Origin of the sequence: Rhodococcus sp. BL-253-APC-6A1W (genome assembly GCF_012843405.1) — a bacterium.
Taxonomy (GTDB): domain Bacteria; phylum Actinomycetota; class Actinomycetes; order Mycobacteriales; family Mycobacteriaceae; genus Rhodococcus.
In genome coordinates this window covers 162,344-177,753 of sequence record NZ_JABAFB010000006.1, presented here as the reverse complement: position 1 = coordinate 177,753, position 15,410 = coordinate 162,344, and the positions used below count along the sequence as shown (strand labels likewise).

The 15,410-nt window shown below is 67.1% G+C and carries 12 protein-coding genes; 3 read left to right on the top strand and 9 right to left on the bottom strand.

All coding sequences use genetic code 11. The features are described 5' to 3' along the window. Positions 1 to 24 precede the first annotated feature (24 nt). Positions 25 to 1,593 (top strand): GMC oxidoreductase, encoded by a 1,569-nt coding sequence (locus HF877_RS11165; protein WP_346765117.1) that lies wholly within the window; start codon positions 25 to 27, stop codon positions 1,591 to 1,593. Between the two features lie 24 nt (positions 1,594 to 1,617). On the opposite strand, the gene HF877_RS11160 is transcribed toward HF877_RS11165, so the two are convergent. Together HF877_RS11160 and HF877_RS11155 are read right to left on the bottom strand one after the other, a co-directional pair. After that, positions 1,618 to 3,081, bottom strand: a complete 1,464-nt coding sequence (locus HF877_RS11160; protein ID WP_169621240.1) for an FAD-dependent oxidoreductase — start codon at positions 3,079 to 3,081, stop codon at positions 1,618 to 1,620. Positions 3,082 to 3,107: 26 nt separating this feature from the next. Then, on the bottom strand, positions 3,108 to 3,953 hold the full coding sequence (locus HF877_RS11155; RefSeq protein ID WP_169621239.1) for an LLM class F420-dependent oxidoreductase: 846 nt from the start codon (positions 3,951 to 3,953) through the stop codon (positions 3,108 to 3,110). 162 nt (positions 3,954 to 4,115) lie between these two features. Here HF877_RS11155 and HF877_RS11150 point away from each other — a divergent pair, with 162 nt between their 5' ends. Beyond that, on the top strand, positions 4,116 to 4,769 hold the full coding sequence (locus HF877_RS11150; RefSeq protein WP_169621238.1) for a TetR family transcriptional regulator: 654 nt from the start codon (positions 4,116 to 4,118) through the stop codon (positions 4,767 to 4,769). Between the two features lie 138 nt (positions 4,770 to 4,907). On the opposite strand, the gene HF877_RS11145 is transcribed toward HF877_RS11150, so the two are convergent. The 5 genes from HF877_RS11145 to HF877_RS11125 all read right to left on the bottom strand — a co-directional run bounded on the left by HF877_RS11145 (position 4,908) and on the right by HF877_RS11125 (position 11,693). Then, on the bottom strand, positions 4,908 to 5,015 hold the full coding sequence (locus tag HF877_RS11145) for a methionine/alanine import family NSS transporter small subunit (RefSeq protein WP_169621237.1): 108 nt from the start codon (positions 5,013 to 5,015) through the stop codon (positions 4,908 to 4,910). After that, positions 5,012 to 6,607, bottom strand: coding sequence for a sodium-dependent transporter (locus tag HF877_RS11140; protein ID WP_169621236.1), 1,596 nt, complete (start codon positions 6,605 to 6,607; stop codon positions 5,012 to 5,014). The genes HF877_RS11145 and HF877_RS11140 overlap by 4 nt, the downstream gene beginning before the upstream one ends. Before the next feature lie 141 nt (positions 6,608 to 6,748). Next, positions 6,749 to 7,906: a YbhN family protein gene (locus HF877_RS11135; protein ID WP_169621235.1), complete on the bottom strand. Its 1,158-nt coding sequence runs from the start codon at positions 7,904 to 7,906 to the stop codon at positions 6,749 to 6,751. Continuing rightward, positions 7,903 to 9,336 carry an HAD-IB family hydrolase gene (locus HF877_RS21620; protein ID WP_169621234.1) on the bottom strand — a complete coding sequence of 478 codons (1,434 nt, stop codon included), beginning with the start codon at positions 9,334 to 9,336 and terminating at the stop codon, positions 7,903 to 7,905. The genes HF877_RS11135 and HF877_RS21620 overlap by 4 nt, the downstream gene beginning before the upstream one ends. Then, the gene (locus HF877_RS11125; protein WP_169621233.1) at positions 9,333 to 11,693 is read right to left on the bottom strand and encodes a glycerol-3-phosphate 1-O-acyltransferase; all 2,361 of its coding nucleotides are present in this window, start codon (positions 11,691 to 11,693) and stop codon (positions 9,333 to 9,335) included. The genes HF877_RS21620 and HF877_RS11125 overlap by 4 nt, the downstream gene beginning before the upstream one ends. Before the next feature lie 209 nt (positions 11,694 to 11,902). Here HF877_RS11125 and HF877_RS11120 point away from each other — a divergent pair, with 209 nt between their 5' ends. Beyond that, entirely contained in the window at positions 11,903 to 13,345 is a 1,443-nt protein-coding gene (locus tag HF877_RS11120) for an AAA family ATPase (protein WP_240952290.1), read from the top strand. 94 nt (positions 13,346 to 13,439) lie between these two features. On the opposite strand, the gene HF877_RS11115 is transcribed toward HF877_RS11120, so the two are convergent. Then, positions 13,440 to 14,333 carry a universal stress protein gene (locus HF877_RS11115; protein WP_169621231.1) on the bottom strand — a complete coding sequence of 298 codons (894 nt, stop codon included), beginning with the start codon at positions 14,331 to 14,333 and terminating at the stop codon, positions 13,440 to 13,442. Positions 14,334 to 14,417: 84 nt separating this feature from the next. Then, positions 14,418 to 15,410 carry a zinc-binding alcohol dehydrogenase family protein gene (locus tag HF877_RS11110; protein WP_169621412.1) on the bottom strand — a complete coding sequence of 331 codons (993 nt, stop codon included), beginning with the start codon at positions 15,408 to 15,410 and terminating at the stop codon, positions 14,418 to 14,420.

Genomic DNA, 15,410 nt, shown 5'->3' with positions numbered 1-15,410 from the left:
AACCCCATTCGTTCAGGAGATCATGTGGACACCGCTCTGTCGCGTCGTACTTTTCTGGGGACCGCTGCTGCCGCGGCAGTGGCCTTGACGGTGGTGGCGGTTCCCCGCGCCCGGGCGGAGGTCACCGAGGAACGCCATCGCGCGGTGGTGATCGGAAGCGGTTTCGGCGGCGCGATCACCGCGATGCACCTCGGGCGTGCGGGGGTGGAGACGGTTGTGCTCGAGCGTGGGATCCGTTGGCCCACAGGCCCGAATGCGGAAACGTTCCCCCGCATGTTCGCGCCCGACCGGCGTGCGTCGTGGCTGTCACCGATGCCGGTGATGACCGGTGCGCCGCCGATTCCGTCGGAGCCGTACACGGGCCTGATGGAACGGGTGCGCGGCAACGGAATCGATATCCTGTGCGGCGCGGGCGTCGGCGGCAGTTCGCTCGCGTACCACGGGATGACGCTGCAGCCGGACGGTGCGCGGTTCGCGGCGTCCGTGTCGCCGAGCCTCGACTACGACCTCCTCGACCGGGAGTATTACCCGCGGGTCGCGCGGATGCTGCGCGTCGCGGAGATCCCCGACGACCTGCTCGCGCACCCTCGCTACCGGTCGTCGCGGGAATTCCTCGACCGGGCCGCGCGCGAGGGATTCGACACGTTCCGGGTGCCGATGTCCATCGACTGGGATTTCGCGCGTCGCGAGCTCACGGGCGAACTGAAACCGTCCTACACGACCGGCGACGTCATCTACGGCGTGAACAACGGTGGGAAGTTCTCGGTGGACGTGACCTATCTGGCCGCGGCCGAGAACACCGGCAACGTGTCTGTAGCGCCGCTGCATCGCGTCACCGATGTCGAGCGGGCACCGAACGGAACGTGGATCACGCATGTCGACCGGATCCACACCGACGGAACGATTCTCGAACGCAAAAGGCTCCTGTCGGAGGCGGTATTCCTCGGTGCGGGATCGGCCGGCACGACCCGGTTGCTGATGAAGGCCCACGCGAAGAACCTCGTCCCGGACCTGCCGGACGAGGTGGGAACGGGGTGGGGCAACAACGGCGACCGCGTGTTCTCGGTGACCACACCGCTGTCGAGTCCGGGGGAGTTCCAGGGTGGGCCGGCGTGCGTCGGGATGAAGGACTATTCCGATCCCGCCGGCGCGCTGATGATCGTGACCGGACCGGTGCCGTGGCCGGCCGACATCGGCACCACATCGGTCATCGGGCTGGGGGTCGTGCGCGGGCTCGGGCGATGGCAGTACGACGCCGCCACCGACGACGCTGTGCTGCACTGGGATCAGAAATTCGACCGTGAGCTGACCCGGGCCATCGAAACGCGTATCCGGCGTATCGCCGGTCCTGCCGCACTCGTGGTCGACATCAATGCGGTGGACGTCAACACGTTCCATCCGCTCGGGGGAGCGCCGATGGGTCCGGTGTGCGACGAGGTAGGTCGCGTGCTCGGGCAGCGCGGGTTGTACGTGGTGGACGGGGCGAAGATCCCGGGCTCGACCGGTGCGTGCAATCCGTCCATGACGATCGCCGCGCTCGCGGAGTACGGTGCGGACGAGATCGTCCGCCGCGATGCCGGTGTGGTGTTCTGAGCCCGGGACCGGGCGGGATCCGGTTCAGCCCTTGGCCGCGGAGATGCCCGCCCGTCGACCGAAGAAACTGCCGTCGCCGAGCGACGTTCCGCTCGCATATCCCCAGGCGCAGACCCCGGATGTGCAACGGCCCGCCGCGAACAGGCCGGGGATCGGTTCGCCGGAGACGTGGAGAACCTCGGAGTCGACGGTCGTGCGCAGGCCACCCAGAGTGAATCCGGCGGTGCAGTTGCGCAGGTCGATCGCGGCGATCGGCGAACCGATCGGAACACACCATTCGCTCTTCTTGCCGAGGACGGGATCGGTCCCGGTCTCCGCGTGCCGGTTGTAGACCTCGACGGTTGCCTGCAGTGTTCCCGCCGGCAATCCCATATCGGATTCGAGTTCTTCGACCGTCTCGGCGACCCATTTCGGCCGGAAACGGAAGAAGGGCGTGGAACTGGTTGCGGCACATCCCTCTTCGTATGCAGCCTCGTCGATGACGAGGAACGCCTGATTGTCGTTCTTGAGCAGGGTCAACTGTCCGATGCGGCCGGGGTAGGTGTCCTCGGGCACGTACCGGTTCCCGCGGCCGTTGACGAGAATGCCGCGCGCCATCAACTGGGGATCCCCGAAGAATGCGACCTCGGTGGCATCCATGTGGGCGAGGTCGGCACCGAGCGCCTGGGCCATCCGGATCGCACGACCGTCGTGTTCCTCGATCGCCGCACCCGGACGCCCCTCCAGTTGGGGCGCATATGCCGAGATCATCTCTTTGTTGTAGGCGAAACTCCCGGTTGCGAGGACGACGCCGCGACGTGCCCGGACATAGACCTCGTTGCCGTACTGCTTGGCGGCGATGCCGACGACCCGGCCGTCCTCGTCGACGATCAGACGCTGCACCCGGACGTCGTATTCGGCTCGGACCCCGAGGCTCTCGGCGACCTGCGACAGCGGTTGCATGAGCATGAATCCGCCGCCCTTCTCGCCGGTGCGCTTGTCCGCCATCTGGGGGACGTGGCCGCGGGGAGCGGGAGTCGCGATGTCGTTGAAGGGCGCGGCGTTCTCGCCGCCGGAGTACATCAGGCCGTCGTCGCCCGGGATCTCCCAGCCGGGCTCACCCCAGAAGCTCTCTTTGAACACCACGCCGTTGTCGACGAGCCAGTCGTAGTGCTCGACGCTGCCCTCGCAGTATTCGGAGATCTTCGCTTCGTCTGCTCCCGGTCCGAGCGCTGCGAGCATGAAGGTCTTCATGTTCTCGGGGGTGTCCTCGAACCCGAGCGCTTTCTGGAGACCCGTCCCACCGCCCAGGTAGATGATGCCCCCGGACAACGATGCGGCCCCGCCCCAGCCGCCGGTGCGTTCGAGAACCAGTACCTCGGCGCCGGTGCGCGCGGCCTCGACGGCCGCGGACACTCCGGCGATGCCGTATCCGGCGATCACCACGTCGGCCTCGTGGTGCCAGGTGGTGATCCGGTCGGCGTGGAGGGGATGCAAGTCGGTGCTCAATGTGGGTCCCGTTCTGGTGCGGTGGATCAGTGGTCGAGTTTGCCGGCGAGCCGGTCGATGTAGGCGACGACTTCGTCCTCCGTGCGATCGGGGAGTCCGAAGATGACCTCGTTCACGCCCGCGTCGCTCCACCGGCTCAGTTGCTCGGTATCGGGGCGTCCCGCGAGCGCGACGACCGTCGGAGTCCCGGTGCGACCGGCGTCGGCCCACATCTTGTGGAGCCGGTGCACGTTGTCCACGGTGTCTCGCTCGGTGGGGGTGGTGATCCAGCCGTCGGCCGAGCGCACGATCCATGCGAAGTTCCGCTCGGTCGCGCCCGCGCCGATGAGCACGGGGGGCCGGGGCTGCTGTACCGGCTTGGGCCACGCCCAGCTCGGGCCGAAGGAGACGAAGGTGCCGTCGTAGGACGCTTCCTCCTGGGTCCACAGTGCCTGCATCGCCTCGAGGTACTCCCGCAGGGCGGTGCGACGCTTACCGGGGGGAACCCCGTGGTCTGCGAGTTCTTCGGCGTTCCAGCCGAAGCCGGCCCCCAGGATCACTCTCCCGCCGGAGAGGTGATCGAGCGTGGCGATCGTCTTCGCAAGGGTTATCGGGTCGTGTTCGAGCGGTAAGGCGACGGACGTACCCAAGCTGATCGTGGAGGTCACGGCGGCTGCGAGACCGAGCGAGACCCACGGGTCGAGGGTGCGCATGTACCGGTCGTCGGGCAGCGTCTCGTCGCCGGTCCCCGGGTGCGCGGATTCGCGCCGCACCGGGATGTGGGTGTGTTCGGGAACGTAGAAGCTGTCGAACCCGCGACTCTCCGCGGCTGTCGCGGCGACATCGGGTCGGATTCCCCGGTCGCTGGTGAACAGGGTGATTCCGTGGCGCACTGCGGCCCCTCTCGTCGGATGACGAAGAAAATGTAACGCGTTCTACCTCTGGAGGGAAGGGGTTTCCGGACACCTGTCTAGATGAGTCGCCGGAAGGCTGGTCGTGAAGGCCGCGTCGGTGCCTGAACTATCCTCGAACAGGGATGAACGGAAGGTGACGTGATGGCGGACGACCCGACTACGGAGGTTGCGCACACGAGACAGCGGGCTTTTTCGACACCGGGCGCAGATCTGAGGCCCGCTCAGCGTGCCCGCTACATGCGCATCATCGGGTCGGCGAAGGAGCTTGCGTCCGAGGGCGGGTACGAGGCCGTGCAGATGCGTTCGGTAGCCGACCGCTCCGGCGTGGCTCTCGGCACGGTGTATCGCTACTTCCCGTCGAAGAACCATCTGCTGGTGGTTGCGCTGGTACTCGAGTTCGAAGGGGCTGCCCGGCGCTTTGCCGAGGCGGAGCTTCCCGGCGACACCCCGCACGACCGGATCATGGTGGTGTTCCGGGCATCGGTCGCGCAACTCGAGGAGAATCCGCGCCTGTACGACGCTCTGGTGCGAGCCACCATGTTCGCCGATGCGTCGTCGGCCCCCGAACTCGACCACCTCGGATATGTCCTCACCGATCTGTTCGCCCGCGCTGCCGGAATCGACGCCGTCACCGAAGAGGTTCTCAACGCGGTGCACATCATCGCCGACGTGTGGATGTCCACCCTCGTGAGCTGGGCTGCCGGGCGGCAGAGCACGCGCGAGGTGCTCGCGCACACCGATACCGCGGTGACATTGGTGTTCGACCGCCTCGAGCGGTTGCAGCGCGCCGGCTGACCTGCCGGCCGGCGCGACGCGCACTCCGCCGCGAACGAGACGGCGCTCATGACCTCATGGGTACGCAGCGGGGGCGGCGCTCCTGTTCGAAGCGCCGCCCCCGCTGCCGGCCGACTGTATCCCTTTATCTGCCGGGAATCACTCGGGTTCGTCGGGATGGTTGTGCAGGTGCACGATGCTGAGGATGAGACCGCCCCAGAGCGTGACCAGGGCGAAGATCATGAGGGCGATGGCGGATGTGCTCACTTCGTACCTCCGGTGGTGGTGCTGTCGGGATCCATGGTGCCGGCCGAGACGGTCACGTCGGAGGTGGGAATCTCGCCACCGGCGTCGTATCCGAGGTCGATGCTCTTGCGCCACGGGACGAACGAGAGTGCGACGGCGGCCACGATCACCACTGCCTGGACGCCCCACCCGAACACCAGGACGAGGTCGTCGGGCAGTCCGCCGTAGCCCTCGCTCAGCCGATCACGGATCTCGCTGAACAGCATGTATCCCAGCACTACGGGTGTGACGCCGCCGGTGAACACCAGCCAGCCCCGGCCGACCTTGAACGACGACACCGAATTGAGATGGTCTCGCAGGTCGGGCAGGCGCCGCAGAATCCACGCGATCACGATGAGCGCCACGAAGGCGACACCCACGATGCCGAACTGGTTGGCGAAGCGGTCGACGACGTCGAGCGTGTTGAGTCCCGTGGTGGTCGGGAACAGCAGCAGCGAGACGATTGCCGACACGCCACCGATCGTGAGGACGGCGGGAACGCGTCCGAGGCCGGTCTTGTCCTCGAACGCCGAGACGGCGACCTGGATGATGCTGATCAGGGAGGTGAAACCGGCGAACACGAGGGATCCGAAGAAGAGAACGCCGAAGATCGGGCCGCCCGGCATCTCGGAGACGATGGTCGGGAACGCGATGAACGCCAGTCCGATACCTCCGGCGACGACCTCGTCGACTCCCACCCCCTGTGCCTGGGCCATGAAGCCCAGCGCGGAGAACACGCCGATACCGGCCAGGACCTCGAAACTCGAGTTCGAGAAGCCGACGACCAGGCCCGAACCGGTCAGGTTGGTCTTGCGCTTCAGGTACGACGAGTAGGTGATCATGATGCCGAACGCGACGGAGAGCGAGAAGAAGATCTGCGCGTACGCCGCGATCCAGACGCTCGTATCGGTCAGCGCGGACCAGTTCGGCGTGAAGAAGGCGTCGAGGCCGATGGTGGCGCCCTCGAGGGTGAGCGACCGCACGACGAGCGCACCGAACAGGAGCACCAGCAACGGGACGAAGAACCGGTTGGCGTTGCCGATACCGCGCTGCACGCCGAGCGCGAGAACACCGAGCGTGAGGATCCAGACGGCCAGCAGAGGCCACGCGACACCCGGGACGAAGCTCATCCCGAACGAGGAATCACCGTCGACCTGCAGGAACGTTTCGAGGAAGAACCCTTCCGCGTCATCGCCCCACGCTTCGCTGAGCGAGAAGAACGTGTAACGCGCCGCCCAGGCGATGATGACGGCGTAGTACACACCGATCACGAAGCACACCAGCACCTGCCACCAGCCGAGGAACTCGGCGCCGCGGCTGAGCCTGCGGAAGGCCAGCGGCGGCGATCCCCGGAACTTGTGCCCGATCGCGTAGTCGACGAACAGGAGCGGAAGGCCCGCGGTGAGGAGAGCGACCAGATACGGGATCAGGAACGCGCCGCCACCGTTCTCGTACGCGATGTACGGGAAACGCCAGATGTTGCCCAGACCGACGGCGGAACCGATCGCGGCCATGATGAACACTGAGCGCCCGGACCAGACCTCCCGTTTCTTGGCGACCTGTTGCTGTGCCACGAACGACGTCCCTCCACTCGACGGAATGGGGTCACACTGGTGCGTGGCCCGGGAGCAGCGTACTTCCCCGGGTGCTGTGTGTTTCGCGTAACCGTCACCCCGGCCGTGCCGAAAGCGCGCGGGGACCGCAGTGCGCCGTCGTCAGTCGTCGCGCCAGAGTTGCAGGTCGGGTGGTGGTTCGGCGTCGTCTTCCGGTGTGCCGCGATAGCGGAGCGCGAACACGATCCATCCCACCGCTGCGACGAGCACGAAGCTGATCAATCGGTAGACGACCACTGCGGAGAGCGCCTCGGCACCACTCATCCCGCTGGCGGTCAGGGCAGGAACGAGCACCGCATCCATCACGCCCAGTCCGGCGGGCAACAGCGGAATCGCACGACTCGCAGCGGTGCCCGCCGCGTACGCCACCGCAATTCCGGCGATGCTGGGGTGTCCTCCGACCGCGTATGCGGCGAACATCAGGCACGCGCCGTCGCACACCCAGTTGAACAGCGACCATCCGAAGGCCCGCGCGGCGTGGGGCCGATCGAGTTGTACGGCACCGATCTGGTCGACGATCTTCCCCCACGCGCGGGTCCCGGACTGCTCCGGCTTCTTGCGTATCCGGTTGATTCCCCGTAGCGCGATCAGGCCGATGGATTCGAGCGAGCCGGGGTTGCTGGCCGCGTACTGGATCAGCACGATCATCAGGAGAAGCGCGCCGGTGGAGAAGATCAGGGAGAACGGGTTGCTGGTCGCCCCGACCAGCAGGGCTCCGACAAGTCCCAGCAGCCCGAGACCCGTTGCCTGCAATACCCCGGCCATGACGAGCTGCCACGTCGCGACGACAGGCTGGGCTCCCCACGCGCGCATCCGGCGGTAGGTGAACGTGGTCCCGAGTACCGGCCCGCCGGGGAGCGTCACGCTCATCGAGTTCGCCGCGAGAGCCACCGACAACGATTGCCGCTGCGTCACCTTCACCCCGGCAGCGGACAACAGCGCCCGTTGCACCCGCGCGAAACTCGACATCTCGGCCATGGACGCGACGACAGCGGCCGCGACCCACAGCCATTTCAGATCACCCAGATCCCGGACGCTGCTCGACAACTCCGGCCAGATCAAGATCACCTCGACGGTGAGAACCACGACCAGGAGTCCGCCGACGATCCACTTGAGCTTCTTGCGCCGGTTCGGGGTCAGTGCCCCGGTATGGCCGGCACCGGCCTCGTCGTTCTCGTTCTCCGCCTTCTCGTTCCCTGCCTCGTCCCCGTTCCCCGACTCGTCGGGGGAGTGGTCCTCGCGGTTCTCGTCGTCCGTCATCGGGCGACCGGCCAGCGGCCGAGGGTGTTCCGGTAGAGATCTTCGACCTCTGCGATGCGGTCACCCAGTTCGTCCGGGGACCAGTCGCCGACGTCGATCGGGTCGAGCACCGCGACGTCGACGGTGCCCGACCTCAGCAGCGTCGAGTGCTTCCACAGCATCTCTCCCGAGTTGCGGATCACGATCGGAACCACCGGAACGCCCGCCGCCATCGCGATGCGGAAGGCACCCTTTTTGAACGTGCCGATCGCCGGCGTCAACGAGCGGGTGCCCTCGGGCGCGATGACCAACGACGTTCCGTTGCGGAGAGTCTCCACCACCGGGCCGAGCGCGGCGAGGGCTCGCTCCGTGTTGTTTCGGTCGACGAACGTGACGCCGCCGAATCGCAGCAGCGGCCCGAAGAGCGGGTCGCGCGCCATTTCCTGTTTCGCGACTCCGGTGAAGTCGTGGCGCAGCACTTTCGCGAGCACCAGCGGGTCGAGCTGACTCTGGTGATTGAAGAGGAACACCGCCGGCCGTGCGGACCACGCGTTGGCCTGCCCGACGACGCGGACATCGATACCGGCGAGTGCCAGCGACACCTCCGAGCCGAGGTTGAGGATGGAGTCGAGTGCGATCTTCCTGCTTCCGTTGAGCAGCCCGAGGCCGAGCCCGGCCCAGACCGAACCGAACAATCCTCCGTACGCCGCGGCGGTTCGTACGAATTCCTTCGCCCCCGGAGTGCCTCGCGGGCGGAAACGCAACACCGGCCAGCCACGTTCGAGCGCGATGCGATGTAGTGTGCGGTCGGGGTTCGTCGCGGTGGGATGTGCTGTCGCAGCAAGGAAATCCGCGTCTTCACCTCCGTTGGAGTAGGAGTAGCTCGTCTCGCTGTCGATACCGTGGGCGTCCATGAAGGCGCGCGCTGCCTGGGCCTTCCCGCTGCGCCACAGCGACCTGCCGTCGACGCGGCCGGTGAGAACGCCGTCCCGAACCTCGAGCGGGGTGTACAGGACGTGCTCGATTCCGAGCGCGTCGCTGCATGCCTGGATCTGGTAGCGGGACGCGGAGGACGCGATCACGACGGTGTGGCCGGCGTTCTGATGCGCTCCGACAAGCTGCCACGCCTCCGGGTAGAGGTGCCCGGCGATGGTGGACATGAACAGACGCTGCCCGAGGTCGTACAGCTCGTCCTCGGTGTGGCCGCGCCAGGCCTTGAAGACGGTTCCGGCGAACCGCTCGAAATCGTCTTCGGTTTCCGTTCCGCGCAGGCCGTTGAGCATGGTCGCGGCGAGTTCGGTCGCGCCGACGTTGCCGGACAGCAGACGATCCCGGAAGAAGTGGAGACCGGAGAACCCGTGCACGATGGTGCCGTCGAAGTCGAAGAACGCCGCAGTTTCCGGGCCCCGAGGTCCCGTACGCACCCGTTCGAGCGCCGTCTCGATGTTCACCGGTTCGCCTTCCTGTTCGACACGTCGAGTGACTCGGCGAGCGCGATTCGTTCACCCACCGCGAGCAGCTGGGCCGCGAATGTGCGCCTTTTCTCTGCCACGGAGTCGTCCCGCTCGAGCAGCCCTCGATTGCGGGCCAGGTCCAGTGCCGTGGCGAACAACTCCGACGAGACCGATTCGGAACCGTGCAAGCGGCCCTGCAACAGCATCTGCCGTCCTACCGCCGCGCACTCGTCGAGGAACGACTCCTGCACGATGTCCACGGACGGATCTCGTTTCGCGAGTCGCTCGGCGACGACGAGTTGGGCGTCGAAGAACGAGCGCAACGTGCGATGGGACATGAAGAACCCGGTTTCGACGAGTCCGGTGAGCGCCTTTTCCTTGGTGGGCAGGGCGTCTCCCCATTCCGGTACGAGAAGCTCGAGTTCCTCGCGCATCTGCGCTTCGAAGGTGTCCCGGTCGGGAAAGAAGAATTCGAATTTCAGAAGATCGCGGAGACGCTTGGCTTCCTCCCACGCGACGCGTACGGGATCACCTTCACCGGGACTGTCGTGCGCGTAGAGAACGGCGAGTTCCAGGATCGACCGGTTGACGAACCAGTGCACGCCGCTGTTGCGATAGAACGCCGCGACGAGGTGCTGGTCGCGGTGGATCGAATACACGGGTTCGTCACCGCCGGCGTAGGTGGTCACCACACCGCCGTCGGTCAACGCCGCGAGCACCGTGGCGAGTCCTCCCTCCATGTCGAGCATCCGGAGTTCACCGTGAGGGATGCGTCGGCGGTCGAGGTAGTCCCGCACGGGCGCGATCACCGCGCGTACCTCGTCGAGGGTGAGCGATCGATCGCGCACGCCGAGCAGGGCGAGCGTCACGAGCGAGTTCACGGTCACCGGGGTGGTGCAGTTGATCCCGACCGCTACCTCGAACGCCACTTTCTGCAGCGCCCTCCGGCGGCGGTCCGAGCGTTCGGTCTCGTCGGCGGGGAGGTCACCGGCCACGTCGGGGTCACCGCCGGCGGCGAGACGCGACCGCATCGAGATCGGCTCGCCGAATCGCACATAGACATGGCCGGCGCTGCGCTGCTGGCTGCGCATGTACCGGAACAGCCACGTCAGCCCCTCGGGCTTCTTCGCGCTTCCGGTCTGCTCCGCCGCGACCCCCGCGACCTCCGCCAGCGCTTCGTAGGTGATGGAGACCGGTACCAGCATCGCGTCGTCGACCCGGTCCGCGCGCACCGCGTTGGCTACATAGTTGAGCAGTCCGTACCGAGGTGGCCGAAGCTTGCCGGTACGCGTGCGCCCGCCTTCGAAGTACCACTCGAGGTTGAATCGTTTGGCGAGCAAGAACGCGAAGTACTCTTCGAGCGCCGCTTTGTAGACCGCGTCGTCACCGAAACTGCGCCGGATGAATACAGTTCCCGTCCGGCGCGCCATCGGGCCGATGGGCCAGAACGTCAGATTCGCGCCACCCATCAGGTGGTTGCGGGGGAACTCGTTCGCGGCCAGGATGTCGCCGAGCACTAATGCGTCCGCATACGACCGGTGCGACGGCAGGAACACCAGTGGGCGCGTCCGGTTGAGTCCGCGAAGCGAGCGCAAACCGGATTCGTCCGCGTGCACCGTCCATGCCGACGTGTGCAGCGGCCGCATCGCCTGGGTGAACAGGTCGGTGACGAGGCGTGACTGCACGGCCACGAGTTCACGGAGAGCACTGCGTGCCCGCGCGTCCACATCGCTGCGAGACACGCGCAACTCGGCCGCGAGGGCGTCGAGCCGCTGCCGGAACGCCGACGAATCCATGATCTGTTCGGCGACGAGTCGCGGCACCTTGTACCGGTCACCGATCACGGCGCGCTCGGCTCGTTCGAGGGCCACCACCGCCCGGCGCATGATGTACCGGGCGAGATTGCCTGCTTCGACCGCGTCGGAGCCGTACTCGGCCGCAAAGTCGCCGCGGAGTTCGCTCAGGGGCGCCGGTTGTGCCACCACGATCCGGTAGCGGTCGGCTCCCTTCCCCACGAGCCATTTCTGGATCAGCCGGTTCGGGTTGCGGGGGTTGGTGAGTGCGAGGACATCGGAGAACCGCGCCCGGCGTGCGCCGTCGCGCTCGGCGGGAAGCCAGACCACCCGCACCGGCAGCACGAGTGGATCGTCGGTGCGGCTGAGCAGTTCGGTCGTGAAGATCTGGGAATCGAGGTCGAGCGCCTCGGGGCGTGCTGCCGTGCGGTGTTCGGCAGGCACTCGATCGGAGTGGAGCCACTCCGTGATGAGCCTTCGTTCGATCGGGGTGGTCGCAGCCGCAACCACCACGGTCGGACGTGTCGGTGTGTGCGAGCCACGCTGCTCGTCGTCCCTCATGTCGCCCCGTTCGTTCGATTCCCCAATGTGAAAACTACCCCGACGAGGCGGGTTCACTCGGCGCATCTGCGTGAGAAAAGCCGGTACGAACCGGTGTACGGTTCGGCGGTCGGGACGAGAATGTGGAGGGCGCGCAGGGCGCGGTACCCATGGACGGGAGATCGGCTTTGGCAGGATTCACCGAAACAGGCGGTGCCGGATATGCGGCGATGCGGGAGACGCACACGTCGGTGCTCTTCCTCGTCGGTGATCGTGTGCACAAGATGAAGAAGCCACTGGATCTGGGCTTTCTCGACAACCGGACCCGGGCAGCGCGCGAGCGTGCCTGCCACCGCGAGGTTGATCTCAACCGGCGGATGGCACCGGACGTCTATCTGGGTGTTGCCGATGTCCACGGACCCGACGGGCAGGTGTGCGAACACCTCGTCGAGATGGTCCGGTTGCCCGACGACCGGCGGTTGGCCATGCTGGTCCGGCGCGGTGAGGACGTCGAGCAGGTCATCGAGTCGGTCGCGCGGCAGGTGGCGGACCTGCATGCCGCGTCGCCCCGGGACCCGGCAATCGACCGGTGCGCGTCGGTCGAGTTCCTTCGCGAACTCTGGACGCTGAGCCTGGACCATCTCGAACGGTTGAAGGTGGGCGGTACGGCCGCGGCGACGGTCGCGCGCATCCGGTCCGCCGCGACCCGTTACCTCGACGGCAGGGCGCCGCTGTTCACCGAGCGGATCGCCTCGGGGCGTGCGGTCGACGGTCACGGTGATCTTTTGGCGGACGACATCTTCTGTCTCGACGACGGACCGCGGATCATCGACTGCCTCGAATTCGACGACGAACTGCGCTACGGTGACGGTCTTCTCGACATCGCCTTTCTTGCAATGGATCTCGAGAGATCCGGTGCCGTCGACTCCGCTCGGAACCTGCTCCGCTGTTACGCGGCGGCCTCCGGCGACGCACCGTCGCGCTCGCTGGTGCACCATTACGTCGCCTATCGCGCGCTGGTGCGCGCCAAGGTGACCGCACTTCGGCACGAACAGGGCGACGAGGCGTCCGGCGCGGTCGCGCTGAACTTCGTCGAGCAGGTCGAACGCAACCTCGAGCGCGCGCGTGTGAGGCTCGTGCTGGTCGGCGGTGTGACGGGCACGGGGAAGTCCACACTCTCCCGGACGATCGGTGAGTATCTGGACGCATCCGTGTTGCGCAGCGATGTCATCCGCAAAGAACTCGCCGGGATCGACCCGACGGACCGCACCGGCGACGGCGTCGACAGTGGGCTCTACTCGTCCGGGCATACGCGCGCGACGTACGGGGAAATGCTGGCGAGGGCCGCGTCCGAACTTGCTCACGGACGGTCGGCGGTCCTGGATGCGACGTGGCTGTCGGAGCCGCAGCGGGTCCGCGCCCGCGAGGTTGCAGCGGCGGCGTCCGCCGATGTCGTGGAGATCGAATGCCGTGCCGACCCGGCGGTACTGGAGCAACGCATCCGTGCCCGCGCGGAACGGAACGACGATCCGTCCGACGCCACACCAGCAGTGCTTGCCGTGCAACTGCGACGCCGGGACGAGTGGCCCGCCGCGCTCGTGGTGGACACGACCGACAGCAGCGCGGTCGACAAGGCATGGCTCGAGAGGGAACTCGGACTCGCTCCCTGGTGAGAGCTCGACCGGGAGCGCCCTGCCGGCGCGACGCGGAGCCGCCCGTGAACGGGAACCGGCTCCGCGTCGCTGAGCGGATCAGTCGCTGAGCGGATCAGATCTTGCGTGCGACGAGCACGGGGCACGGTGCCTTGTGCAGCAGATTCTGGCTGGTGGAGCCGAGCAGTGCGGCACGGAACTGACCGCGGCCGTGGCTGCCGACGACGGCGAGCTGGGCGTCGCCCAGGTGCCGCAGCAGCACTCGTGCCGCGGGGCCGCGGTCGAGGACGCGCTGGACCTCGACGTCGGGGTACTCCTCCTGCAAGCCTGCCAGTGCCTCGGCGAGCACGGCCGATTCGGATTCGGCGACAGCATCCCAGTCGACGAGCGCGGCGGTGGCGCCCACCCCGAGGGCGGAGTCTCCGATCCAGGAGTGCACGGCCGTGAGCGGTGCGCCGAGGAAGGAAGCAACCTGGAACGCGTAACGGACTGCGGCAGCCGACAGTTCGCTTCCGTCGACTCCGACCACGATGGGTCGGGCATCGGGCAGCGGGTTGGCGGTGTCGCCACGCCACACCACGACCGGGCACGGCGCGTTGTTCGCGACGCGCAGCACGGTCGAGCCGAGCAGGAAGTTCTCGACGGCACCGGCGCCGGTGGCGCCGAGCACCACGATCCGTGCGTCGTCGGCGGCTTCGAGCAGCGACGTGGCGGCGGGTCCGGGGCCGATGAAGCTCTTGATCTCGAGATCCGGCTGGTCGGCGTGAACCTTCGCGGTGATGTCCCGGAGGAGCGCCTCACCGTCCGCCTTGAGCTGTTCGACCATCTGTGACTGGATCAGGACGGCCGCTTCGCTGTAGAAGATGCCCTCGCTGGGCAGCGAGTGCACCAGGTGCAGCGGTGCCTCGAGACGTGCGGCAAGAGCGCCGGCCCACCGGGCGGCCGCTGCCGCGGTATCGGAACCGTCGACGCCTGCGACGACAGCGTTTCGGTTGCTCGGTGTGCTCATCGATGTCTCCTTGTTCGTTTTCATTGTGTGACGATCGGCGCTGCCGTGTCCGGCCGCACGCCGTGATCGACTACGGGGATTACGCTACGCCACGATGACCGCAGCTCCGGCGAATCGGCCGGCCGCGAGATCGGCCAAGGCGCGGTCGGCGTGCTCGAGCGGGTAAGGCGTCGTGGTCACGTGCATTCTGTGCTCGCCCGCGAACTCGAGAAAAGCCCGCGCATCCGATCTGGTGTTGGCGGTGACACTTCGAATCTGCCTCTCCCTGAACAGATGCCGCTGATAGTTCAGCATCGGGATATCGCTCAGGTGGATCCCTGCGATAGCGAGTGTTCCGCCGGAATCCAACGCGGACAGGGCAAGCGGTACCAGATCTCCCACCGGGGCGAACAGGATCGCCGAATCCAGGGGCTCGGGTGGAGGGTCGTAGGCGCCCTGCGCGGAGGACGCGCCGAGTTCGAGCGCCAGCGATGCGGCATCTGCGCCACGTGTCATCACGTGTACTCGCGCACCGCGTGCGATCGCGACCTGGGAGGCGAGATGGGCGCTGCCGCCGAAGCCGTAGACACCGAGCACACCGCCTTCCGGAAGGGACGCACGCAGCAGGGCCCGGTACCCGATGATCCCCGCGCACAGCAGCGGCGCGAGTTCTGCGTCGGTGTATCCCCCGGGCAGTGCGAGAGCGTAGTCGCGCGGAACCGTGGCGTATTCGGCGTAACCACCGTCTGCATCCCATCCGGTGTATGTGGAACGAGGGCAGAGGTTCTCGTCTCCGCGGCGGCAATACCGGCACCGTCCGCACGTGCTCCGCAACCACGGAATCCCCACCCGGTCACCGAGGCGATGGGCTCCCAGGTCGCCGCCGACGATCTCCCCGACGATCTCGTGGCCCGGCACGACGCCCGGGCGGTGGACCGGGAGGTCTCCTTCGGCGACGTGCAGGTCGGTTCGGCACACCCCGCACGAGAGGACACGTACGAGCAATTCGTCGGGTCCCGGCCTGGGGACCGGAACGCGCACGGACTTCAGGGGTCGAGCCTCGATCGGAGCCGGGGACTCGACGCGCCATGCCCGCAT